The 19,636-nt window shown below is 67.5% G+C and carries 18 protein-coding genes; 8 read left to right on the forward strand and 10 right to left on the reverse strand.

What is annotated here, in order from left to right:
- Window positions 1–123: 123 nt before the first annotated feature.
- Entirely contained in the window at window positions 124–1,062 is a 939-nt protein-coding gene (locus ACZ9AQ_RS14185) for a LysR family transcriptional regulator (RefSeq protein ID WP_429204208.1), read from the forward strand.
- 13 nt (window positions 1,063–1,075) lie between these two features.
- Window positions 1,076–2,842 (forward strand): allantoate amidohydrolase, encoded by a 1,767-nt coding sequence (locus ACZ9AQ_RS14190; RefSeq protein WP_429204206.1) that lies wholly within the window; start codon window positions 1,076–1,078, stop codon window positions 2,840–2,842.
- Between the two features lie 77 nt (window positions 2,843–2,919).
- Here the strand turns inward: ACZ9AQ_RS14190 and ACZ9AQ_RS14195 are convergent, their stop codons facing one another.
- The 3 genes from ACZ9AQ_RS14195 to aptA form a co-directional block, all read right to left on the reverse strand.
- Complete coding sequence (locus ACZ9AQ_RS14195) at window positions 2,920–4,407, reverse strand: NCS1 family nucleobase:cation symporter-1 (protein ID WP_429204204.1); 1,488 nt, start codon at window positions 4,405–4,407, stop codon at window positions 2,920–2,922.
- A 129-nt stretch (window positions 4,408–4,536) separates the two neighbouring features.
- The gene (locus ACZ9AQ_RS14200) at window positions 4,537–5,529 is read right to left on the reverse strand and encodes an FAD-dependent oxidoreductase (protein ID WP_429204203.1); all 993 of its coding nucleotides are present in this window, start codon (window positions 5,527–5,529) and stop codon (window positions 4,537–4,539) included.
- A gap of 60 nt (window positions 5,530–5,589) precedes the next feature.
- Complete coding sequence (aptA, locus tag ACZ9AQ_RS14205; RefSeq protein WP_429204202.1) at window positions 5,590–6,906, reverse strand: omega-aminotransferase AptA; 1,317 nt, start codon at window positions 6,904–6,906, stop codon at window positions 5,590–5,592.
- A 238-nt stretch (window positions 6,907–7,144) separates the two neighbouring features.
- Here aptA and ACZ9AQ_RS14210 point away from each other — a divergent pair, with 238 nt between their 5' ends.
- The 5 genes from ACZ9AQ_RS14210 (at window position 7,145) to ACZ9AQ_RS14230 (ending at window position 10,511) form a co-directional block, all read left to right on the forward strand.
- On the forward strand, window positions 7,145–7,708 hold the full coding sequence (locus tag ACZ9AQ_RS14210) for a GNAT family N-acetyltransferase (RefSeq protein ID WP_429204200.1): 564 nt from the start codon (window positions 7,145–7,147) through the stop codon (window positions 7,706–7,708).
- Window positions 7,708–8,346, forward strand: coding sequence for a TonB family protein (locus ACZ9AQ_RS14215; RefSeq protein ID WP_429204198.1), 639 nt, complete (start codon window positions 7,708–7,710; stop codon window positions 8,344–8,346). The genes ACZ9AQ_RS14210 and ACZ9AQ_RS14215 overlap by 1 nt, the downstream gene beginning before the upstream one ends.
- 170 nt (window positions 8,347–8,516) lie before the next feature.
- Window positions 8,517–8,795, forward strand: a complete 279-nt coding sequence (locus ACZ9AQ_RS14220; RefSeq protein ID WP_429204197.1) for a hypothetical protein — start codon at window positions 8,517–8,519, stop codon at window positions 8,793–8,795.
- A gap of 4 nt (window positions 8,796–8,799) precedes the next feature.
- Window positions 8,800–9,705 (forward strand): sensor histidine kinase, encoded by a 906-nt coding sequence (locus ACZ9AQ_RS14225; protein ID WP_429204195.1) that lies wholly within the window; start codon window positions 8,800–8,802, stop codon window positions 9,703–9,705.
- Entirely contained in the window at window positions 9,705–10,511 is an 807-nt protein-coding gene (locus ACZ9AQ_RS14230) for a LytR/AlgR family response regulator transcription factor (protein WP_429204194.1), read from the forward strand. Before ACZ9AQ_RS14225 ends, ACZ9AQ_RS14230 begins: the two co-directional genes overlap by 1 nt.
- 77 nt (window positions 10,512–10,588) lie before the next feature.
- Here ACZ9AQ_RS14230 and ACZ9AQ_RS14235 read toward each other — a convergent pair whose 3' ends face one another.
- Window positions 10,589–11,281 (reverse strand): DUF2076 domain-containing protein, encoded by a 693-nt coding sequence (locus ACZ9AQ_RS14235; protein ID WP_429204193.1) that lies wholly within the window; start codon window positions 11,279–11,281, stop codon window positions 10,589–10,591.
- Window positions 11,282–11,511: 230 nt separating this feature from the next.
- Here ACZ9AQ_RS14235 and ACZ9AQ_RS14240 point away from each other — a divergent pair, with 230 nt between their 5' ends.
- A complete protein-coding gene (locus ACZ9AQ_RS14240) occupies window positions 11,512–12,048 on the forward strand; it encodes a DUF2058 domain-containing protein (RefSeq protein WP_429204191.1) in 537 nt (178 codons plus the stop codon).
- Window positions 12,049–12,129: 81 nt separating this feature from the next.
- Here the strand turns inward: ACZ9AQ_RS14240 and ACZ9AQ_RS14245 are convergent, their stop codons facing one another.
- From ACZ9AQ_RS14245 to xapA, 6 genes are all read right to left on the reverse strand, one after another.
- Window positions 12,130–12,534, reverse strand: coding sequence for a cytidine deaminase (locus tag ACZ9AQ_RS14245; protein ID WP_429204189.1), 405 nt, complete (start codon window positions 12,532–12,534; stop codon window positions 12,130–12,132).
- Between the two features lie 15 nt (window positions 12,535–12,549).
- Entirely contained in the window at window positions 12,550–13,872 is a 1,323-nt protein-coding gene (deoA, locus tag ACZ9AQ_RS14250) for a thymidine phosphorylase (RefSeq protein WP_429204188.1), read from the reverse strand.
- 133 nt (window positions 13,873–14,005) lie between these two features.
- Window positions 14,006–16,384: an aldehyde dehydrogenase family protein gene (locus ACZ9AQ_RS14255; protein WP_429204187.1), complete on the reverse strand. Its 2,379-nt coding sequence runs from the start codon at window positions 16,382–16,384 to the stop codon at window positions 14,006–14,008.
- A gap of 14 nt (window positions 16,385–16,398) precedes the next feature.
- The gene (gene deoC / locus ACZ9AQ_RS14260) at window positions 16,399–17,355 is read right to left on the reverse strand and encodes a deoxyribose-phosphate aldolase (RefSeq protein ID WP_429204186.1); all 957 of its coding nucleotides are present in this window, start codon (window positions 17,353–17,355) and stop codon (window positions 16,399–16,401) included.
- Entirely contained in the window at window positions 17,352–18,545 is a 1,194-nt protein-coding gene (locus ACZ9AQ_RS14265; protein ID WP_429204185.1) for a phosphopentomutase, read from the reverse strand. Before ACZ9AQ_RS14265 ends, deoC begins: the two co-directional genes overlap by 4 nt.
- A gap of 23 nt (window positions 18,546–18,568) precedes the next feature.
- Window positions 18,569–19,423, reverse strand: coding sequence for a xanthosine phosphorylase (gene xapA / locus ACZ9AQ_RS14270; RefSeq protein ID WP_429204184.1), 855 nt, complete (start codon window positions 19,421–19,423; stop codon window positions 18,569–18,571).
- Window positions 19,424–19,636: the final 213 nt, after the last annotated feature.

Consider the following 19,636-nt stretch of genomic DNA (forward strand, 5'->3'; position numbering starts at 1 on the left):
CTTTCATGAATGCGGTACGGCTGAGATGGATCGAAGATACGCCGATTCCAATTTCTGCGACATGAAATTTAGCGTATATTCGACATATCTTTCTTGATATACGTGCCACCTCGGCCGCCTGCGATGTCCAGCCTGCCCCGCAACCTCGACCTGCATCTGATCCGCATCCTCTACCTGCTGCTGGTGGAGAAGAACGTGTCGCGGGTGGCGCTCAAGCTGAACCAGCCGCAGCCCTCGATCTCGGCGTCGCTGCGTAAACTGCGCGAGCTGACCGGCGACCCGCTGCTGGTGCGCGGCGCGCGCGGCATGGTGCCGACCCAGCACGGCGAGAGCCTGTTGAAACCGGCCAAGCGCATCCTCGACGAGGCCGAGAGCCTGTTCGTGCGCAAGGCGCCGTTCGTGCCCGAGCAGGCGGCGCGCACCTTCCACATCGCCGCCCCCGACTATCTCGACGCGCGCTTCCTGCCGAACGTGGTGGCGCTGCTGCGGCGCGGCTCGCCCGCCAGCCGCGTCGTCATCCACGCCCTCGGCCCTGGCCTGGACTACCTGCGCATGCTGTCCGACGGCGACATGGACCTGGTCATCGCCAACTGGGACGAGCCGCCCGCCCACCTGCACATGTCCAAGCTGTTCGAGGATCCGATCATCTGCACCATGCGCGCCGACAGCCCGTATGCCAGGCGCACGGCGCCGGACGCGATGACGCTCGAGGACTACCTCGACCTGCCCCACGTGGCCCCGACCCAGATGCTGCCGGGCTACCACGGCGTGATCGACGCCTGGCTGGAACGCCACGGCCTGCGGCGCCGGGTGGCGGTCGAGTCGCCCTATTTCGGCGTGATTCCGTATATGCTCACCCAGAGCGACCTGGTGCTGACGACCGGCCGCCAGTTCATCCGCGCCTTCGAGAAGACGCTGCCGCTGAAAAGCTTCACGGTGCCGGTCAAGTTTCCGCCGATGCGCTTCTACCAGCTGTGGCACCAGCGCGTGCACCAGTCGACCGAACACAAATGGCTGCGCGACCAGGTGAGCAGCGCGGCAAGGGCCCTCAATCAACAATAGCCAGGAGTAGACGATGTTGACGATCCAGGAGCTGAACCGACTCGACGCCGACGCTTTCACCAAAGCGCTGCATGGCATCTACGAGCATTCTCCCTGGATCGCGCAGCGCGCCGCCGCGGCCAGCCCCTTTTCCACCCTGGCCGCGCTCAAGCTGGCCTTGCAGGCGGCGGTCGACGGCGCGACCGGCGACGAACGGTTGGCGCTGCTGCGCGCCCATCCCGAGCTGGCCGGCAAGGCCGCCATCGCCGGCCAGCTGACGCTTGAATCGAGCGGCGAACAGGCCGCATCAAATCTGGACCGCTGCACGCCCGAAGAATACGCAAGGCTGCACGCGCTCAACGCGCAGTACAACGAACGTTTCGGCTTTCCCTTCATCCTGGCCGTGAAAGGCCCGACCGGTCGGGGCCTGGCGCGGCAGGGCATCATCGACACCTTCGTGCGCCGCCTCGACAACGCGCTGGACGACGAGCTGCGCGAAGCGCTGCGCCAGGTGCACCGCATCGCCGAGATCCGGCTCAACGCCCTGCTCGGCATCGAACCCTCCGTCGGCGTCACCGTGATGGACTGGTGCGAAACCCTCGGCGCCATCAGCGACAGCGATGCGGACCTGACCTGCTCCTACCTGACGCCGGCCCACCGCCGCACCGCCGCGGCCATCGCCGGCTGGATGCGCGACGCCGGCATGGCGGTCCACGTCGACGCCGTCGGCAACGTGGTCGGCCGCTACGCCGCCGCACGGCCGGGCGCGCAGACCTTGATCACCGGCTCGCACTACGACACCGTGCGCAACGGCGGCAAGTACGACGGCCGGCTCGGCATCCTGCTGCCCATCGCGCTGGTCGCCCGGCTGCATCAGCGCGGCGAGCGCCTGCCCTATGATCTCGAGGTGATCGCCTTCGCCGAAGAAGAAGGCGTGCGCTATCGCAGCACCTTCCTCGGCAGCGGCGCCGTGGCCGGCGGCTTCGATCCGGCCCTGCTCGATGCGCGCGACGCCGACGGCATTCCGATGCGCGACGCGCTGGCGGCCGCCGGCCACGATCCGGCCGCCATCGCCGCCATCGCGCGCGATCCCGCCGGCGTGCTCGGCTTCATCGAGGTGCATATCGAGCAGGGACCGGTGCTGCTCGAGCGCGGCCTGCCGTTGGGCGTGGTGAGCGCGATCGCCGGCAGCTCGCGCTACCTGGTCGAACTGAAGGGCGTGGCCAGCCACGCCGGCACCACGCCGATGGGCATGCGGCGCGATGCCGCCGCCGCCGCTGCTGAAATTGTGCTGCTGGTGGAAAGCCGCTGTCACGGTCCGACGTCGCTGGTGGGGACGGTCGGCCAGCTGGAGGTGCCGGCCGGCTCGGTGAACGTCGTGCCCGGCGCCTGCCGCCTGTCGCTCGACATCCGCGCCGCCGACGACGAGACCCGGCTGGCGGCGGTGGACGACATCCTGGCAGGCATCAGCGCCATCTGCGCGCGGCGCGGCATCCAGGAAAAACTGTACAAGCTGCTCGAGATCGACGCCGTGCCCTGCGCGCCGCGGCTGATGGGACAGCTGGCGGCCGCGGTCGAACGCGCCGGCCTGCCGGCGTTCCAACTGCCGTCCGGCGCCGGCCATGACGCGATGCGCATGGCGCAGCTGACCGAGGTCGCGATGCTGTTCGTCCGCTGCGGCAATGGTGGCATCAGCCACAATCCGCTCGAGACCATGAGCGCCGACGATGCCGATGTCGCCGGCGCGGTGTTGCTCGACTTACTGCGCCACTTTACTCGGACGGCAACGCCGGCAGCGTAGGCGTCGTCAGCGGCTTCTGCGCCGACCTGTCGCCCGCGGTGACCGGCTGCAGCCACCACGGATCGCCGGCGCCGATGTCACCGCACGCCCCGCCCCTTCATCATGAGGCCGTAGACCACGGCGGCGATCGCGACGCCGACGAACCACGCATACGTGTAGATCGTCTTGAAGGCCTCGCCGACGTCGGGGAAGCTGGCCGGGAAGGCCGCATTCAGGAAGCCCGGGATGTTGGGCAGCACCCCCAGCGCGAATGCCGCCAGGGCCGCGTTGTTCCAGCCGCTCAGGATGCCGCTGCGATAGGAATAGATGCCGTCGTGGCGATACAGCTGGTCGACGTCGAGCGTGGTCTTGCGCACCAGGTAGTAGTCGACGATCAGCACGCCGGCGATCGGTCCGAGCAAGGCGGAGTAGCCGACCAGCCAGGTCATGATGTAGTTCTGGGTCGACTCGAGGATCTTCCACGGCATCATGACCAGCGCCAGCCCGGCCGTGATGTAGCCGCCGGTGCGATAGCTGATGCGGCGCGGCGCCAGCGCCGAGAAATCGTAGGCCGGGCCGACCAGGTTGGCCGCGAGGTTCACGCTGACCGTATCGACCAGCAGCACGATCAGGGCCACCAGCACCGCGATGCCGGTCATGCGGCTGGCCAGGTCGACCGGGTCCCACAGCGCCTCGCCGTACAGGACCACGGTGGCCGAGGTGACGATCACCGCCAGCGCCGCCAGCAGGCCCATGGGCAGCGGCAGGCCGACGGCCTGGCCGACCACCTGGTCGCGCTGCGACCTGGCGAAGCGGGTGAAGTCGGGGATGTTCAGTGCGAGGGTCGCCCAGAAGCCGATCATGGCGGTCAGCGACGGCCAGAAGGTGGACCAGAACTGCCCTTCCTTCGACCCGCCCGGCACGAACTGCGAACGCTGCTCGAGCAGCGGACCGAAACCGTCGGCGCCGACCTGCCGGTGCACCCACCACAGCAGCACGAAGCAGATCCCGATCTTGAGCGGCGCGGTCCAGGTCTCGAGCTGGCGGATCGATTCCATGCCGTGCACCACGAAGTACAGCTGGATCGCCCAGAACGCGAGGAAACAGGCCAGCTGCGCCAGGTTGATGCCCAGCCAGCCAAGCGGCTCGCCGCCGATCGGAGCGCCGTTCATCACGCCCAGCAAGGTATAGATCATGCTGCCGCCGAACCAGGTCTGGATGCCGTACCAGCCGCAGGCGACAATGGCGCGCATCAGCGCCGGCAGCTTGGCGCCGCTGGTGCCGAACGAGGTGCGCGCCAGCACCGCGTAGGGAATGCCGTACTTGGCGCCGGCATGGCCGATCAGCAGCATCGGCACCAGCACGATGGCGTTCGCCACGAACACGGTGAGCACCGCCTGCCAGCCCGACATGCCCGCCTCCACCAGGCTGGCCGACAGCGTGTAAGCGGGAATGCACATCACCATGCCCACCCACAGGGCGGCGAAGTGGTACCAGCGCCAGGTGCGCTGCTCTGCGGTGGTCGGAGCGAGGTCGTCGTTCCAGAGGTCGTTGTCGGTAAAGGTTGGATGAGTCACGGTGCGCATGCGAAGTTAAACTGCAGAATCGATGCGCGCGAGTGTAACGCAAACGTCAATACGGCGTGAGAATATGACGTGAGACGCTCGGTGACGTGAGACCCTCAGTGACGTGAGACCCTCGGTGAGGTGAACCCCTCAGGCCTGCAGGTCGGCATGGATCGCCTGCGCCGCCTGCAGGCCATGGCGGCGCGCCTGCGTCCGTTCGAGGCGCGCCGCCACGCAGTCGCCGCCTGCATAGATGCCCGGCAGCGCGGTGCGGAAGCACCCGTCGACCTCGATCCGGTCGCCCTCGCGCGACTGCTGGGCTACCTGCGTGTCGCGTTCGGCCCCGGCGGCGCGGCCCACCGCCTTGAACACGGCGTGGGCGGCGATCTCGGTGAAGCCGCCGGTGTCGACCACACGGTCGCCCAGCAGGCGGGTCTGCTCGAAGCGCACCGACTCGACCGCGCCGCGCACGTCGCGCAGCACCTCGAGCGGCGCGACCCAGCCGCGCACCCGCACGAAGCAGGCGCGCGCGACTTCTTCTTCGGGGCCGTCGGGCGCCAGGGCGTGGCGCAGCGCCAGGGTGACGTCCTGGGCGCCCAGCTGCTTCAGGCGCGCCGCCATCCCGACCGCGCCGCGGCTGGCGCCGATCACGATCGCGCGCTGCGGCACCGGCAGCGCCAGCAGGTCGTCCAGCGCATACACGGCGGCGAGCCGGCGCCCGGCGTCGACCAGTCCCGCCGGGTCGCTGCCGGACAGCGCCAGCACCCGGCTGGAGGCCAGGCCGATGCCGAGGAAGATCGCGTCGTGCCACAGGTGCAGGTCGGCCAGCTCGAGGTCGACGCCCAGCCTGCGCCCATATTCGCAACGGATGCGGCCCTGCGCCGCCAGGCGCTCGAACAGCGCCTGGTCGGAGGCGCTTGCCGGCGCAGGTTCATGCAGATGCGCGCCCATGCGCTCGGGCGCGCGCGCTTCGTACAGCACGACGCCATTGCCGAGCAGCGCCAGCCGGATGGCGCAGGCCATGCCGGCCACGCCGGCGCCGACCACGGCCACCTGCTTGCCGGTCGGCGCGGCCGGCTCGCCGGCCAGGGGGACATATTCTTCGGATGCGGACGAATCCAGGACGTCGGTGATGGCGGTCATCGGTCTCTCTTTCTTGTGGTGCGCGGCAGGGCGCGTCTTCTGCGTTTTCAGGCCACGCATTCAGGCCAGTCGTGTCAGGACCGTGGCCAGCTTGCCGAACAATTCGTCGACGTGCTGTTTTTCCAGTACCAGCGGCGGCGACAGCGCGATGATGTCGCCCGTGATGCGAATCAAGAGGCCTTCGGCAAAGGCCTGCTTGAGCGCCGCATAGCCGCGCGCGCCGGGCTGTCCCTCGATCGGCGCCAGCTCGATGCCGGCGATGATGCCGATCGAGCGCAGGTCGATCACGTGCGGCAGGCCGCGCAACGATTGCAGGGCTTCCTCGAAATACGGCTGCATGCGCGCCGCGTTGTCCAGCACCGCCTGCTCGCGGAACACGTCCAGGGTGGCCAGCGCGGCGGCGCAGGCCAGCGGGTGGCCGGAATAGGTATAGCCGTGGAACAGCTCGATCCCGGCCGGCCCTTCCATGAAGGCATCGTGGATGAAGGCCTTGCTGAACACCGCGCCCATCGGCACCGCGCCATTGGTGATGCCCTTGGCCGTGGCCATCAGGTCGGGCTCGACGCCGAACCAGTCGCCGGCGAACGGCGTCGTCAAGCGCCCGAAGCCGGTGATGACTTCGTCGAAGATCAGGAGGATGCCGTGGCGGTCGCAAAGCTCGCGCAGGCGCTTGAGGTAGCCCTTGGGGGGAATCAGCACGCCGGTCGAACCGGATACCGGCTCGACGATCACCGCCGCGATGGTCGACGGGTCGTGCAGGGCCACCAGCCGTTCCAGGTCGTCGGCCAGTTCGACGCCGTGTTCCGGTTCGCCGCGCGACCAGGCGTTGCGCTCCAGGTCGTGCGTGTGGCGCAGGTGGTCGACGCCCGGCAGCAGGGGTCCGAAATGCCTGCGGTTGGCGCCGATGCCGCCGACCGAGACGCCGCCGAAGCCCACGCCATGGTAGCCGCGCTCGCGGCCGATCAGGCGCGTGCGCCCACCCTCCCCGCGCGCACGGTGATAGGCCAGCGCGATCTTGAGCGCGGTGTCGACCGCTTCCGATCCCGACCCCGTATAGAACACGTGGCCGAAGCGGCGGCCGCTGAAATCCATCAGGCGTTCGGCCAGCTCGAAGGCGGCCGGGTGGCCGATCTGGAACGTGGGCGCGTAGTCGAGCTGGCCGGCCATGGCGGCGATGGCTTCGGCGATCTTCGGCTGGCCGTGGCCGCACGGCACGCACCAGAGGCCGGCGGCGCCGTCGAGCAGCTCGCGGCCATCGACGTCGCGGTAATACATGCCTTTGGCGGAGACCAGCAGACGCGGATCGCGCTTGAAGTCACGGTTGTTGGTGAATGGCATCCAGAAGGATGACATCGTTGCAGGCCTGGATTGATGCATATTGCGCTCCTCGTCTCGATGGCGCCCTGAAGCACTTAAGCACTTAAGCACTTAAGTTTGAACAAGAACAGCGAGCCTTGCAACAAGCACGCGGCCGCGGGCATGCGCGATCGCAAAACCATGCACGACGCATCGTGTTATCAGGAAATAACCCCGGGTTGCAGCTGTGGATCGCAGCCTTCTCTGCCAGCGCCACGGCAGTGGTATGCTAGCGCTTATCACACTGGCAATGCGAACCATGTCAACCTATCTCACCCCTGTCCTGACCACTGAACGCCTGGTGCTGCGCCCGCTGGCCGCGAGCGACGCGCCGGCCCTGTACACCATCTTCTCCGACCCGGCCGTGATGCGCTACTGGAGCGCCGAGCCGTGGACCGACATTTCCTTCGCCCAGGCCGCGATCGCCCGCGCGCTGGAGGCCTACCGCGACGAGAACGAACTGCGCTTCGCGATCGAACTGGCGTCGAACCGCGAGCTGATCGGCACCGTTGCCCTGCACCACTTCTTCAACCAGAACCGGCGTTGCGAACTCGGCTACGCGCTGGGCAGCGCGCACTGGGGCAAGGGCTACGCCTTCGAAGCGCTGCAGGCGGTGCTGGACCATGGCTTCCGCGAGGTCGGCCTGAACCGGGTCGAAGCCGACATCGATCCTCGCAACGCAGCCTCCGGCCGCGTGCTCGAAAAACTGGGCTTCCGCAAGGAGGGCTTCATGCCGCAGCGCTGGCTGGTGCATGGCGAGTATGCCGACACCGTCTTTTATGGCCTGCTGCGCGACTACTGGAACGACAGGACGGCGCGCTGATGGCAAGGCCCGGTCCCACGATCAAGGCCGTGGCGTCATGCCCGGTCCTGGCGCTGTCCCTGCTGGCCATGGCGCCGCAATCGGCCGCGGCCCAGGCCACGCTGCCGACCTGGCGCGAGATCACGATCCATGCGACCGACGCCAGCTATCCGGAGGCGCTCGCGCGGCGCGGCGTGCAGGGCAATGTGACGATCGAACTGGCCCTCGACGACAAGGGCCGCAAACGGGTGGCGGCGGTGCGCGAATCGTCGCGCTCGGCCGAACTCGATACGCTGGCGCTGGCCATGGCCAGGCGGCTGGACGTCGCCGCCAACGGCGCGCACCAAAACGGCCTGGTGATCTTCAGGTTCAAGAAAGACCACCTCTCCACCATCGCCACCAAGAGCTGCGCCGATTTCAACGTCGATGCCGCCTGGCAGGCCGCCACCTTCCCGGAACGCAGCCTGCGCGAGTTGCCGGTGACGTATGAAAGCATCGGCACGCTGATCTACAGCCTGCACCGCGACGGCGCGGCGCGCCAGTCCTTCCCGCCCCTGGAACCGATCCTGAACGCCACGGTGGCCGCCTGCGCGCACACGCCCGAGGCCGGCATGCTCGACGTGATGCGGCAAGAGGCGCTCAAGCTGATCGAGCAATAACGCAACTGCTACAGCAAGCAAACCAGCATCTTGACGGTCCGGCAGCGTCCCCGTTCGTCCGCCCGCACGACCGCCCGTCCCCGCAATCGCACCGTTCGTCGGATCGCTCTTGGCGTAACATGGGTGCATCCCTACAGTAGGGTCATTATTGTTAGAAAGGACTTGCACGCATGAAAACCATTCATACGCCCACCAGTCGCTTCCAATCGATCCTGCGCAATATGGAAGTCGCTGGCCGCACTACCTGGCGCCTGGCGAAGTCGGGCGCCCGTTCGCTGCGTCGCATGCCGTGGCCGGTGCTGCTGTTGATCGCGATCGCGCTGGCGGCCCTGATCACCATCGTGCCGATCGTGCTGGCGCTGTTCGTCGGCCTGCTGCTGCTGAAATTCCTCGCCATCGCCATCTTCGGCCGCGAACCGCGCCGCATCAAGCACTACACGCAAGAGTAATACGATGGCCGCCGCCCAGATCAACCGCGCACTCGACTTCGTCCGCGACGCCATGCGCGAAGCGGGCGTGCTGTGGTGGCGCTTCTTCGACTGGCTGGCGCTGATCGAGTGGCGCCAGCTGTACCTGGTCTGGTTCCTGGCGTTCGTGACCGGCCTGTTCGTCAAGCTGACCGAGCCGGCGATCTGGTTCATCCTGATCTCGTTCGGCGTCAAGGTACTGGCCGGCGGCAAGCGTCGCGCCGAGCTGCTGGCGCGCGACGCCTCGACCAAGGCCGACGTCGCCAATCTCGAGCGGCGCCTGACCGAGGCGCAGATGGCCACGCTCCAGGCCCAGGTCGAGCCGCACTTCCTGTTCAACACCCTGGCCCTGATCGGCCAGCTGATCGAGACCGACCCGAAGGAAGCCGCGCGCGTGCACGGCTACCTGATCGAATACCTGCGCGCCTCGCTGCCGCAGATGCGCTCGGCCAAGGGCGCCGGCGGGATCGGTGGAACATTGGGCAAGCAGGTCGAGCTGTCGCGCGCCTACCTGGCGATCATGCAGGCGCGCATGAAGGAAAGGCTGGCGGTGCGCGTCGAGGTGCCCGACTTCCTCGGCAGCGCGCCATTCCCGCCGATGATGCTGCAGACGCTGATCGAAAACGCGATCAAGCACGGCCTGGAGCCGAAGGTCGCCGGCGGCACGATCACGGTGCGCGCGCGGGTCGACGGCGCCACCCTGTGCGTCGACGTGTGCGACGACGGCGTCGGCTTCAACCTGCATGCCGGCAGCGGCCTCGGCCTGGCCAACATCCGCGAGCGGCTGGCGCTGTTGTACGGCAAGGATGCCGAACTCGTGATCGAAGCCCTGCCCGGCGGCGGCGCCTGCGTGTCGATCCGCCTGCCCTATCGCATGACGGAAGACGGCTGATGGCGCCCATGCACCCGACGGCCCTGATCGCCGACGACGAAGCGCCCATGCGCGACCAGCTGCGCGCGCGCCTGCACGAGGCATGGCCGGCGCTGCGCATCGTGGCCGAGGCGGCCAACGGCGCCGAAGCGGTGGCGCTGGCGCTCGAGCACAAGCCCGACATCGCCTTCCTCGACATCCGCATGCCGGGCATGGGCGGCATCGATGCGGCGCGCCGGATGTACGAGCGCTGCCACATCGTGTTCGTCACCGCCTACGACCAGTATGCAGTCGAAGCCTTCGAGCAGGGCGCCATCGACTATCTGCTCAAGCCCGTCACCCTGGCGCGCCTGGAAACCACGGTGGCGCGCCTGCGCCGCGGGCTCGAGCACACGCCGCAGGACATCGGCGCGCAACTGGCGCGCCTGGCGCAGCTGGCGCAGTTGGGTGAACAGCTGCTGGCGCAGAACGGGGCGGCGGCAGCCGCCGCGGCCAGGCCGGCCTTCCTGCGCTGGATCCAGGCCCAGGCCGGCAACAGCCTGCGCATGGTGAGCACGCGCGAAGTGCTGTTCTTCCAGTCGGACGACAAGTACACGCGGGTGCAGACCGCCACCGCTCAGCACCTGATCCGCAAGCCGCTCAAGGAACTGGAAGAAGAGCTGGACCCGGACGAGTTCTGGCGCATCCACCGCTCGACCCTGGTGCGCGTGGATGCGATCGCGGAGGTGCGGCGCGACCTGCGCGGACGCCAGATGCTGCGCCTGCGCGGCTATCCCGACGAGCTCGAAGTGAGCCGCAACCACGGCGCGCTGTTCCAGCAGATGTGAGGCGCTTCAAGGCTGCGGCGGTGTATCGTGGATCTTCTTGATCCTGCTGGCGGCACCAGCGGCTTGCTGGCAGGCATCTAGCCGAACAGCCCTTCGTCGGAACCGTCGCCGTCGAAGAAGCCGCCCAGGCTATCCTCGTTGCTGTTGTCGGCGAGGGTGTCGTCGGCGCCACCGGGTTCGTCGATGGCGCCGATGCCGGCCTGGTCCGCCAGCGCCCCGCCCCCTGCCGCCTCGGCGCCGCCGCCGTCGGCCGCATTGTCCGCCAACAAGTGGTTCGACGCGCCCTGCCCGTCATTGCCCAGCAGGTTGCCGATGCCGTGGAACAGGAAACTGCCTGCGGCCACGCCGGCCGCCGTGGCCGCCACCGTGCCCAGCATGCTGCCGCCGGCGCCGCCCAGGAAGCCGCCGCTTTTCGCCGGCTGGGTCTGCGCAGCAGAGCCGGTCGGTCCATTCTGCTGGTAAGCCCCCTGCTTGACGCCCGGGACCGGATTCGAGGGATTGCCCTGCGCGGAGTTGCCCCACTGGTTTGCGTCGAGGAATCCCCCACCGCCTCTGGCGCCCTGGTTTTCGAGCTCGGCGATACGGGCCTTGGCATTGCCCAGCGCCTGCTCCACCAGCAGCGCGCGCTGCACCAGCAGGTAGGCGGCGTCCGGCTGCTGGGCCACGGCGCGCTGGATCAGCGCATCGGCATCGGGATCCTTGGTCACGCCCCTGGCCTGGACCAGCTGGCCGAGGAAATCCTGCAAGGTTTTTTCGTCTGACGGGTTCATGCTGGGCTCCTGGTTGAAGAATCGCTATCCCTTATATTGTGGATCAGTTGTCCAAATTTCAAGCACCAACCCGAACTGGGTTGCCATCGAAAGGCCTGCCCACCCCGCGGGGCGATGACAATGCGCTCGACCGGCAGGCCCGAGGCTCGCCCGCGGACGGCGAGTTTGCTATGCTGACGACGGTCGCCGCTCCGCCGCGAGCGGCATTCATCATTTCAAGGAAGCACAACATGGTCTCGCTGCAAGAGCAGTTATTGAAAGCCGGGCTGGTCGACAAGAAGAAGGTCAAGCAAGTCAACCAGGACAAGAGCAAGCAACACAAGGAAGTGTTGCGCACCGGCGTGGAACAGGTCAACCAGGCGCGCGAAGCCGCGCTCGAGTTGCAGCGCAAGAACGCGGAACGCGCGCGCGAACTGAACGCCCAGCGCGACGCCGCGGCGACCCAGAAAGCCATCCTGGCGCAGATCGCCCAACTGGTGCAGCAGAACAAGCAGTCGAAGGGCAAGGGCGACGTGCCCTACAACTTTACCTTCGGCACCAAAATCGAGCGCATCCACGTGACGTCGCAGATCGTGGAACACCTGGTGGCGGGACGCCTGGTGATCGTCCACATGCATGGCAGCTTCGAACTGGTGCCGCGCGTGATCGGCGAAAAGATCGCCCAGCGCGACGCCTCGATCGTGGTGCAGATCAAGAAGAAAGCGCAGGAGGTCGAAGAAGACGATCCTTACGCGGATTACAAGATCCCGGACGACCTGATGTGGTAATCACGGGCGGCCCCCCGAAGATTCGGAACGGGCCGCCAGGACCCGAACAGTGGTAGCCGAATCCCGGATCGCAAGGCCTGTTCAGGCGCCCAGGTCGCGTCCGCCGAACGCATTCGGCAACTGCGCCGCCGCGGTGGTCTCGAATACGTCGCCGTTCAGGTTGGCCAGCACCACCGGCAGTGCGTTGCCGCCCAGCTCCAGGATCACCTGGCGGCAGGCGCCGCAGGGCGCGATCGGGCCCTCGGTCTGGCCGATCACGGCCAGGGCCGCGAAATCGCCCGGCTGGTAGCCGCTGGCGATGGCGCTGAACAAGGCGGTGCGCTCGGCGCAGTTGCACAGGCCATAAGATGCGTTTTCAACGTTACAGCCGCGAAAGATCCGGCCATCCTTGCACGCCAGCGCGGCGCCTACCTTGAACTTCGAGTAGGGGGCATAAGCCAGCTCGCGCGCGGCGCGCGCTTCATCGATCAGGTTCGCGTATTGCATGTGCTGGTCCTCGGCTCAGGGACGGATGGCGCGGTGGATCATCGGCTCGACAGCCGGCTTTTCAAAGGCGATGCGGTACGCGGCCTGCACCTGGCGGACGGCGCGCTCGGCCGCTTCCCTGGTGCGTGCATGCACGGTCGCCAGCGGCTGGCCGAGGGCGACCGCCTCGCCCAGTTCCACCAGTCCGGTCAGGCCCACGGCGAAGTCGATCGCATCCTGCGGACGCACGCGCCCGCCTCCCAGCGCCACCACGGTCAGGCCCAGGCCGCGGGTGTCGACCGCGCTTGCATAGCCGGCTTGCAGGCTGGGGACGGGCACGATGACCGGCGCCGTTTCCAGGTACGCATCGGGCTTGTCCATCAGGTCGGCCGGGCCGCCCAGGGCGCTGACCATGCGCGCGAAACGCTCGGCGGCCTGGCCCGAATCCAGGGCCGCCTGCAGCCTGGCGCGCGCTTCCTGTTCGGTCGACGCCAGGCCGGAAATGACGAGCATCTCGGCGCACAGCGCCATCGTCACTTCGTGCAGGCGTGCCGGGCGTGACTTGCCGCTCAGGTAGTCGATCGCGACGCGCACCTCGACCGCGTTGCCGGCCGCGTGGCACAGCGATTCGTTCATGCCGGTCAGGATGGCCGAGGTGCGGGTGCCGGCGCCGTTGCCGACGCTGACGATCGATTCGGCCAGCTCCAGCGATTTCTCCGGGGTCGGCATGAAGGCGCCGCTGCCGACCTTCACGTCCATCACCAGCGCGTCCAGGCCCGCCGACAGCTTCTTGGACAGGATGGAGCCGGTGATCATGGCCACCGATTCCACGGTTGCCGTGGTGTCGCGGATGCCGTAGAAGCGCTTGTCGGCCGGGGCCAGCTGGGCGGTCTGGCCGATGATGGCCACGCCCACGTCCCGCACCACCTGGCGGAACTTGTCGGGATCCGGCACGGTGCTGTAGCCGGGAATCGAATCGAACTTGTCGAGCGTGCCGCCGGTGTGGCCCAGGCCGCGGCCCGAGATCATCGGCACGAAGCCGCCGCAGGCCGCGACCATCGGTCCCAGCATGAGCGAAACCACGTCGCCGACGCCGCCGGTCGAATGCTTGTCGACCACCGGGCCGGGCAAGTCCAGCGATTTCCATTCCATGACCTGGCCCGAGTCGCGCATCGCCAGGGTGAAGGCGACACGCTCGCCCATCGTCATGTCGTTGAAATAGACCGCCATCGCGAACGCCGCGATCTGGCCTTCGGTGACGCTGCCGTCCGGGATGCCGCGCACGAAGAACCGGATCTCTTCGGCGGAGAGAACGCCGCCGTCGCGCTTCTTGCGGACGATTTCTTGGGGGAGGAACATGAGTGTGTCCGTTTTCGCTAATCGCTTGAAAACGCCATTCCCGCGCAGGCGGGAATCCAGGTCGTTCGCGGTACGCTACCTGACTTGGATTCCCGCCTGCGCGGGAATGACAGGGTTCGGGGTTCCGGGCCGATTACACGCCGTACGGAATCCAGACATTCTTGACCTGGCTCGCGTGCTGCAACACCGCGCGGCCGCAGGCCTGCTTCGCGTCGAACCAGTCGCGGCCCCTGGCGCCGCCGGTCCAGGTGCGCTTGAGCGACTCGCTCGATAAGCGCTCGACCTCGGCGCAGCCTTCCTGCGATCCATCATGGCGCCACACCGCATCGACGTCGCCATGCGAGGCCAGCGTGCGCGCCAGCTCGTCGCTCGACCCGGTGACGATGTTGACCGCGCCGCCCGGCAGGTCCGAGGTATCCAGCACCTGGACCAGGTCGATCGCGGACAGTGGATACTGCTCCGACGGCACCGCGACCACGCGGTTGCCCAGCGCCAGCGCCGGCGCCACCAGCGAGATGAAGCCCAGCAGCGGATTCTCGTTCGGGCACACGATGCCGATCACGCCGACCGGCTCATTGAGCGCCACGGTGATGCCGTGCATCGGCGGCTGGTGCGCCGCGCCGTCGTACTTGTCGGCCCACGCCGCCCAGTAGAACAGGCGCTCGATCGAGGCCGCCACTTCGCGTGCCGCGTCGTTCGAGCCGGTCTGCCGGGCAATGCGCTGCGCGAATTCGTCGGCGCGGATCGCCAGGTTCTCGGCGATGTAGTACAGCACCTGCGCGCGGTTGTGCGCGGTGGCCCTGGCCCAGCCGGACGCCTTGTGCGCCGCCTCGACGGCGTTGCGGATGTCCTTGCGGTTGCCTTCGCCGATGTCCGCCAGGAAGTCGCCGTTGGCGCCGTGGATGGCGCGGCTGTAGGCGCCGTCGGGGCGGACCTGCTTGCCGCCGATGTACAGCTTGGCGGTGCGGTCGACGGCGAACGGACTCTCGTCCGGCGCCGGCCTGGGTTTCGCCTTCGCGGCGACGACCGGCGCCGATGGACGCGCATCTTCGGCCAGCGGCACCAGGTATTCGACCATGCCTTCCTTGCCGCCTTCGCGGCCATAGCCCGATTCCTTGTAGCCGCCGAAGCCGCACGCCGCGTCGAACTGGTTGGCGGTGTTAATCCACACCACGCCGGCCTTGATCTGCGGGACCACGTCCAGCGCCAGGCTGATCGACTCGCTCCACACGCAGGCCGCCAGGCCGTACACGGTATTGTTGGCCAGCTGGACCGCCTCGGCCGGGGTGCGGAAGCTCATCGCCACCAGCACCGGGCCGAAGATCTCGGCCTGGGCCACGGCCGCCGATGTCGAGGCGCCCGTGATCAGCGTCGGCAGGTACCACGAACCGGTGGCCGCCAGTTCCACGTCCGGCTGCCACACTTCGCAGCCTTCGGCGCGCGCCGATTCCACGAGACCGTGGATGCGCTGCTGCTGCACCGGATCGACCAGCGCGCCGATGTCGTTCGATTTATCGAGCGGCGAGCCGACGCGCAGGTTCTGCATGCGCGCCTTCACTTTGCCAATGAAGCGCTCGTAGACCGATTCCTGCACCAGCAGGCGCGAACCGGCGCAGCAGACCTGGCCCTGGTTGAACCAGATCGAGTCGACCAGGCCTTCGACCGCCGCATCCAGGTCGGCGTCGTCGAACACGATGAACGGCGATTTGCCGCCCAGTTCCAGCGACAGCTTCTTGCCGCTGCCGGCGGTGGCCTTGCGGATCAGGCGCCCGACTTCGGTCGAGCCGGTGAAGGCCAGCTTGTCGACGCCCGGATGGTTGACGATCGCCTCGCCCACGCGGCCGTCGCCGGTGACGATGTTGACCACGCCGCTTGGGACGCCGGCGCGCTGGCAGATCTCGGCGAACAGCAGCGCGGTCAAGGGCGTGTACTCGGCCGGCTTGAACACGACCGCGTTACCGGCGGCCAGCGCCGGCGCGATCTTCCACGCCAGCATCAGGAGCGGGAAATTCCACGGCACGATCTGGCCCACCACGCCGACGGCGCGGTACTCCGGAAATTCTTCAGACTGCAGTTGCGCCCAGCCGGCGTGATGATAGAAGTGTCGTGCGGCCAGCGGCAGGTCGGCGTCGCGGGTTTCGCGGATGGTCTTGCCGTTGTCCAGCGTTTCGAGCACCGCGAACAGGCGCGCGTGCTTTTGCAGCAGGCGCGCGAGCGCGTACAGGATTTTCGCGCGGCCATGGCCCCCCAGGGCGACCCAGCCCGGCTGCGCGCGGCGCGCGGCGGCGACGGCGCGCTCGACGTCGTCCGGCGTCGCTTGCGTCACCTGCGCCAGCTCGCTGCCGTCGGCGGGATTGTTGGTGGCGAAGGTCGCGCCGGCATCGCTCCAGGCGTTGTCGATGAACAGCCCGAAACGGCGGCCATGCTGGTCCAGCCACGCGAGCGCTTCCTTGGTACTCTCTGGTGCAGGACCGTAATCCATGGTGTTCAGAATCTCTTTGATTGTTGGCATGACGAAGTCCGGTATTAAGGTTGCGCGTGGCGATGGGCGGCCGAGTAGTTTCCGGTCACGTAGTGCTCCAGCTGGCGCTCGATGTCGGTCAGCAGGCTGGAAGCGCCGATGCGGAACAGGTGCGGCTGCAGCCAGTCGTTGCCCAGTTCTTCCTTCATCACGGTCAGGTATTGCAGCGCCGACTTCGCGGTCGACACGCCGCCGGCCGGCTTGTAGCCCACCTGGAAGCCGGTCAACTCGTGGTAGTCGCGGATCGCGCGCACCATCACCAGGGACACCGGGATGGTGGCGTTGACGCCTTCCTTGCCGGTCGAGGTCTTGATGAAGTCGGCGCCGGCCATCATGCACACCATGGATGCCTTGGCCACGTTTTCCAGGGTCACCAGGTCGCCGGTGGCGAGGATCGCCTTGACGTGCGCTTCGCCGCACGCCTGGCGATACGCCACCATCTCGTCGTACAGCGCCTGCCAGTTACCGGTCAACACGTGCTGGCGGGTGATGACGATGTCGATCTCGGTCGCGCCGGCGGCCACCGACAATTCGATCTCGCGCACCTTGGTTTCCATGCTCGACAGGCCGGCCGGGAACGCGGTCGACACGGCGGCGATCGGCAGGCGGCCCTGGATCACCTTGACGGCGGGCTGGATCATCTCGTGGTACACGCAGACGGCGCCGGTCGACAGGGTCTCCAGGCCCAGGGCCTGCATCAGGTCGGCCCGTAGCGGGCGCATCGCCTTCATGCACAGGCGCTCGACGCGGCCCGGCGTATCGTCGCCGCTCAGGGTGGTCAGGTCCATGCACTCGATGGCGCGCACCAGCCAGGCGGCCTGGTATTCCTTCTTGACCGTGCGGCGATTCGCCAGGCTGGCGGCGCGGTGGTCGGCCGCATTGCGGTTGACCTTGAGGCTGCCCACCAGGCCCAGGTCCAGCGCCATGCCGGCATTACGTTTGAAATCCAGGGGCTGGGTCATAGCAGTGCGGTTCCGTTCGAAAGTGGTTTGACGCCGAGGTGGTGCGCCAGGGTGGCGCCGATGCTCGAGAAGGTGTCGGCGGTCGGCAGCTCCCGCGCCTTCACGTTCGGGCCGAAGAAGATCATCGGGATGTGTTCGCGGGTGTGGTCCGAGCCGGGCGCGGTCGGGTCGCAGCCGTGGTCGGCGGTGATCACGACCAGGTCGCCATCCTTCAGCCTGGCCATGAATTCCGGCAGGCGCGCGTCCAGCTCGTGCAGCGCGTTCGCGTAACCGGCAACGTCGCGGCGGTGGCCGAAGTGCATGTCGAAGTCGACGAAGTTCACAAACGTGAGCGACTTGTCGCCCGCTTCATCGGCCACTTCCAGCAGGCGGTCGAACAGCGCCATATTGTCCGGGCCCTTGACCAGGCGCGTCACGCCCTGGGCCGCGAAGATGTCGCTGATCTTGCCGAGGGCGATCACTTCGCCGCCCGCATCCTTCACATGGTCGAGCAGGGTCGGCGCGACCGGCGGCACGGCATAGTCGTGGCGGTTCGCGGTGCGCTTGTAGTCGCCGTTCGCGCCCACGAAAGGACGCGCGATCACGCGGCCGATGTTGTAGGGCTTGACCAGCTCGTAGGCGGCCTCGCACACCTGATACAGGCGCTCAAGGCCAAAGTGTTCCTCGTGCGCCGCGATCTGCAGCACCGAGTCAGCCGAGGTGTACAGGATCGGCTTGCCGGTGGCGACGTGCTCGTCGCCCAGCTCGTTGATGACGGTGGTGCCCGAGGCGTGGCAGTTGCCCAGCCAGCCCGGCACGCCGGTCAACGCCTGCAGCTTGTCGGTCAGCTCGGCCGGGAACGACGGCACCGTCTTGGGAAAGTAACCCCAGTCGAACAGCACCGGCACGCCGGCGATTTCCCAGTGGCCGCTCTGCGTGTCCTTGCCAGTCGACTGTTCGCGGGCGACGCCCCAGGCCCCGCTGAAGCCCTCGCGCAGGTCGAAGCCGGGCGCCCATGCGCCGCTGGCCTTGTGCGCGGCCGCCGCGAGTCCCAGCTTCTCGAGGTTCGGCAGCGACATCGGCTTGCCCTCTTTCGCGGCCCATGCGGCGATATGGCCGAAGGTGTCGGCGCCCGCGTCGCCGTACTTGTCGGCGTCCGGCAAGGCGCCGAGGCCGAAGGAATCCAGCAGGAGAATGAATGCGCGTGACATGTCTTCGCTCTTTTCGGTGTGGGTTAGCCTTCTGCGCGCGGGGTCGCGCCCGGGCGCTCGCTCATTTGCTCGATGAAGGCGTGGATCAGGGTCACCATGTCCTTGGCCGCGACCGCCGCGTACTTCAGGGTCTGCTCGTGCGACAGCGCGAACGGCGACAGGCCTTCGGCCAGGTTGGTGATGGCCGAGACGGCGGCGACCTTCAGGCCGCAGTGGCGCGCGGCGATCACTTCCGGGATCAGCGACATGCCGACCACGTCGGCGCCCAGCGTCCTGAAGGAGCGGATTTCGGCGACGGTCTCGAAGTGCGGGCCGGCCGCGGCCAGATACACGCCTTCGTGCAGGGTGATGCCCTTCTCGGCGGCGACGAGCTTGATCTGCTCGCGGGTTTGCGCATCGTAGGCGTTGGACATGCTGAAGAAGCGCGGGCCGAAGCGTTCGTCGTTCGGGCCGGCCATCGGGCTGCCCGGCAAGAAATTAATGTGGTCGGTGATCGCGACCAGGCTGCCGGCATCGGCTTCCACGCGCAGCGAGCCGGCGGCGTTGGTCACGAACAGCAGTTCGCTGCCGATTTCCTTGAGCGTACGGATGGCCGAGGTCATCACGCCCGGACCGTAGCCTTCATAAAAGTGCCCGCGGCCCTTCATGCAGGCGACCGGCACGCCTGCCAGGGTACCGAGCACCAGTTCGCCGGCGTGGCCGTGGACGGTGGAGATCGGGAAGCCCGGCAGGTCGGCATAGCTGATCGACACCGCGTCGACCAGTTGTTCGGCCAGCACGCCCAGTCCGGAACCGAGGATCAGCGCCACGCGCGGGGTGAAACCCGGCTTGCGGGCGCGGATGACGTCGGCGGCTTCGAATGGGGTATTGCTGGACATGATATTCCTTGTTGAAAACTGGGTGATGTGGGGGCGCGGACGAGAAAGGCAGGCGCCCAGCGCGTGCGTGCGGCGTGGACAACCAGATATTATAACTATGCATGAATGCCGATATGTATGGCAAATACACTTTTTCTTGCCGATTTATATCTTTTAAAGATAAATCAGGCACGCCGCCAGGAAGCTGCTTACACTGGAACAAAGACTCGTTGA

The organism is Massilia sp. UYP34, from assembly GCF_056279385.1.

Coding starts and splice junctions, on each gene's coding strand:
- ACZ9AQ_RS14195 (WP_429204204.1), bottom strand. CDS start 4,407: ATGCGCACCGTGACTCATCCAACCTTTACCGACAACGACCTCTGGAAC.
- ACZ9AQ_RS14235 (WP_429204193.1), bottom strand. CDS start 11,281: ATGAACCCGTCAGACGAAAAAACCTTGCAGGATTTCCTCGGCCAGCTG.
- deoA (WP_429204188.1), bottom strand. CDS start 13,872: ATGTTCCTCCCCCAAGAAATCGTCCGCAAGAAGCGCGACGGCGGCGTT.
- ACZ9AQ_RS14210 (WP_429204200.1), top strand. CDS start 7,145: ATGTCAACCTATCTCACCCCTGTCCTGACCACTGAACGCCTGGTGCTG.
- ACZ9AQ_RS14245 (WP_429204189.1), bottom strand. CDS start 12,534: ATGCAATACGCGAACCTGATCGATGAAGCGCGCGCCGCGCGCGAGCTG.
- xapA (WP_429204184.1), bottom strand. CDS start 19,423: ATGTCCAGCAATACCCCATTCGAAGCCGCCGACGTCATCCGCGCCCGC.
- ACZ9AQ_RS14255 (WP_429204187.1), bottom strand. CDS start 16,384: ATGCCAACAATCAAAGAGATTCTGAACACCATGGATTACGGTCCTGCA.
- aptA (WP_429204202.1), bottom strand. CDS start 6,906: ATGCATCAATCCAGGCCTGCAACGATGTCATCCTTCTGGATGCCATTC.
- ACZ9AQ_RS14240 (WP_429204191.1), top strand. CDS start 11,512: ATGGTCTCGCTGCAAGAGCAGTTATTGAAAGCCGGGCTGGTCGACAAG.
- deoC (WP_429204186.1), bottom strand. CDS start 17,355: ATGACCCAGCCCCTGGATTTCAAACGTAATGCCGGCATGGCGCTGGAC.
- ACZ9AQ_RS14230 (WP_429204194.1), top strand. CDS start 9,705: ATGGCGCCCATGCACCCGACGGCCCTGATCGCCGACGACGAAGCGCCC.
- ACZ9AQ_RS14265 (WP_429204185.1), bottom strand. CDS start 18,545: ATGTCACGCGCATTCATTCTCCTGCTGGATTCCTTCGGCCTCGGCGCC.
- ACZ9AQ_RS14185 (WP_429204208.1), top strand. CDS start 124: ATGTCCAGCCTGCCCCGCAACCTCGACCTGCATCTGATCCGCATCCTC.
- ACZ9AQ_RS14190 (WP_429204206.1), top strand. CDS start 1,076: ATGTTGACGATCCAGGAGCTGAACCGACTCGACGCCGACGCTTTCACC.
- ACZ9AQ_RS14220 (WP_429204197.1), top strand. CDS start 8,517: ATGAAAACCATTCATACGCCCACCAGTCGCTTCCAATCGATCCTGCGC.
- ACZ9AQ_RS14200 (WP_429204203.1), bottom strand. CDS start 5,529: ATGACCGCCATCACCGACGTCCTGGATTCGTCCGCATCCGAAGAATAT.
- ACZ9AQ_RS14225 (WP_429204195.1), top strand. CDS start 8,800: ATGGCCGCCGCCCAGATCAACCGCGCACTCGACTTCGTCCGCGACGCC.
- ACZ9AQ_RS14215 (WP_429204198.1), top strand. CDS start 7,708: ATGGCAAGGCCCGGTCCCACGATCAAGGCCGTGGCGTCATGCCCGGTC.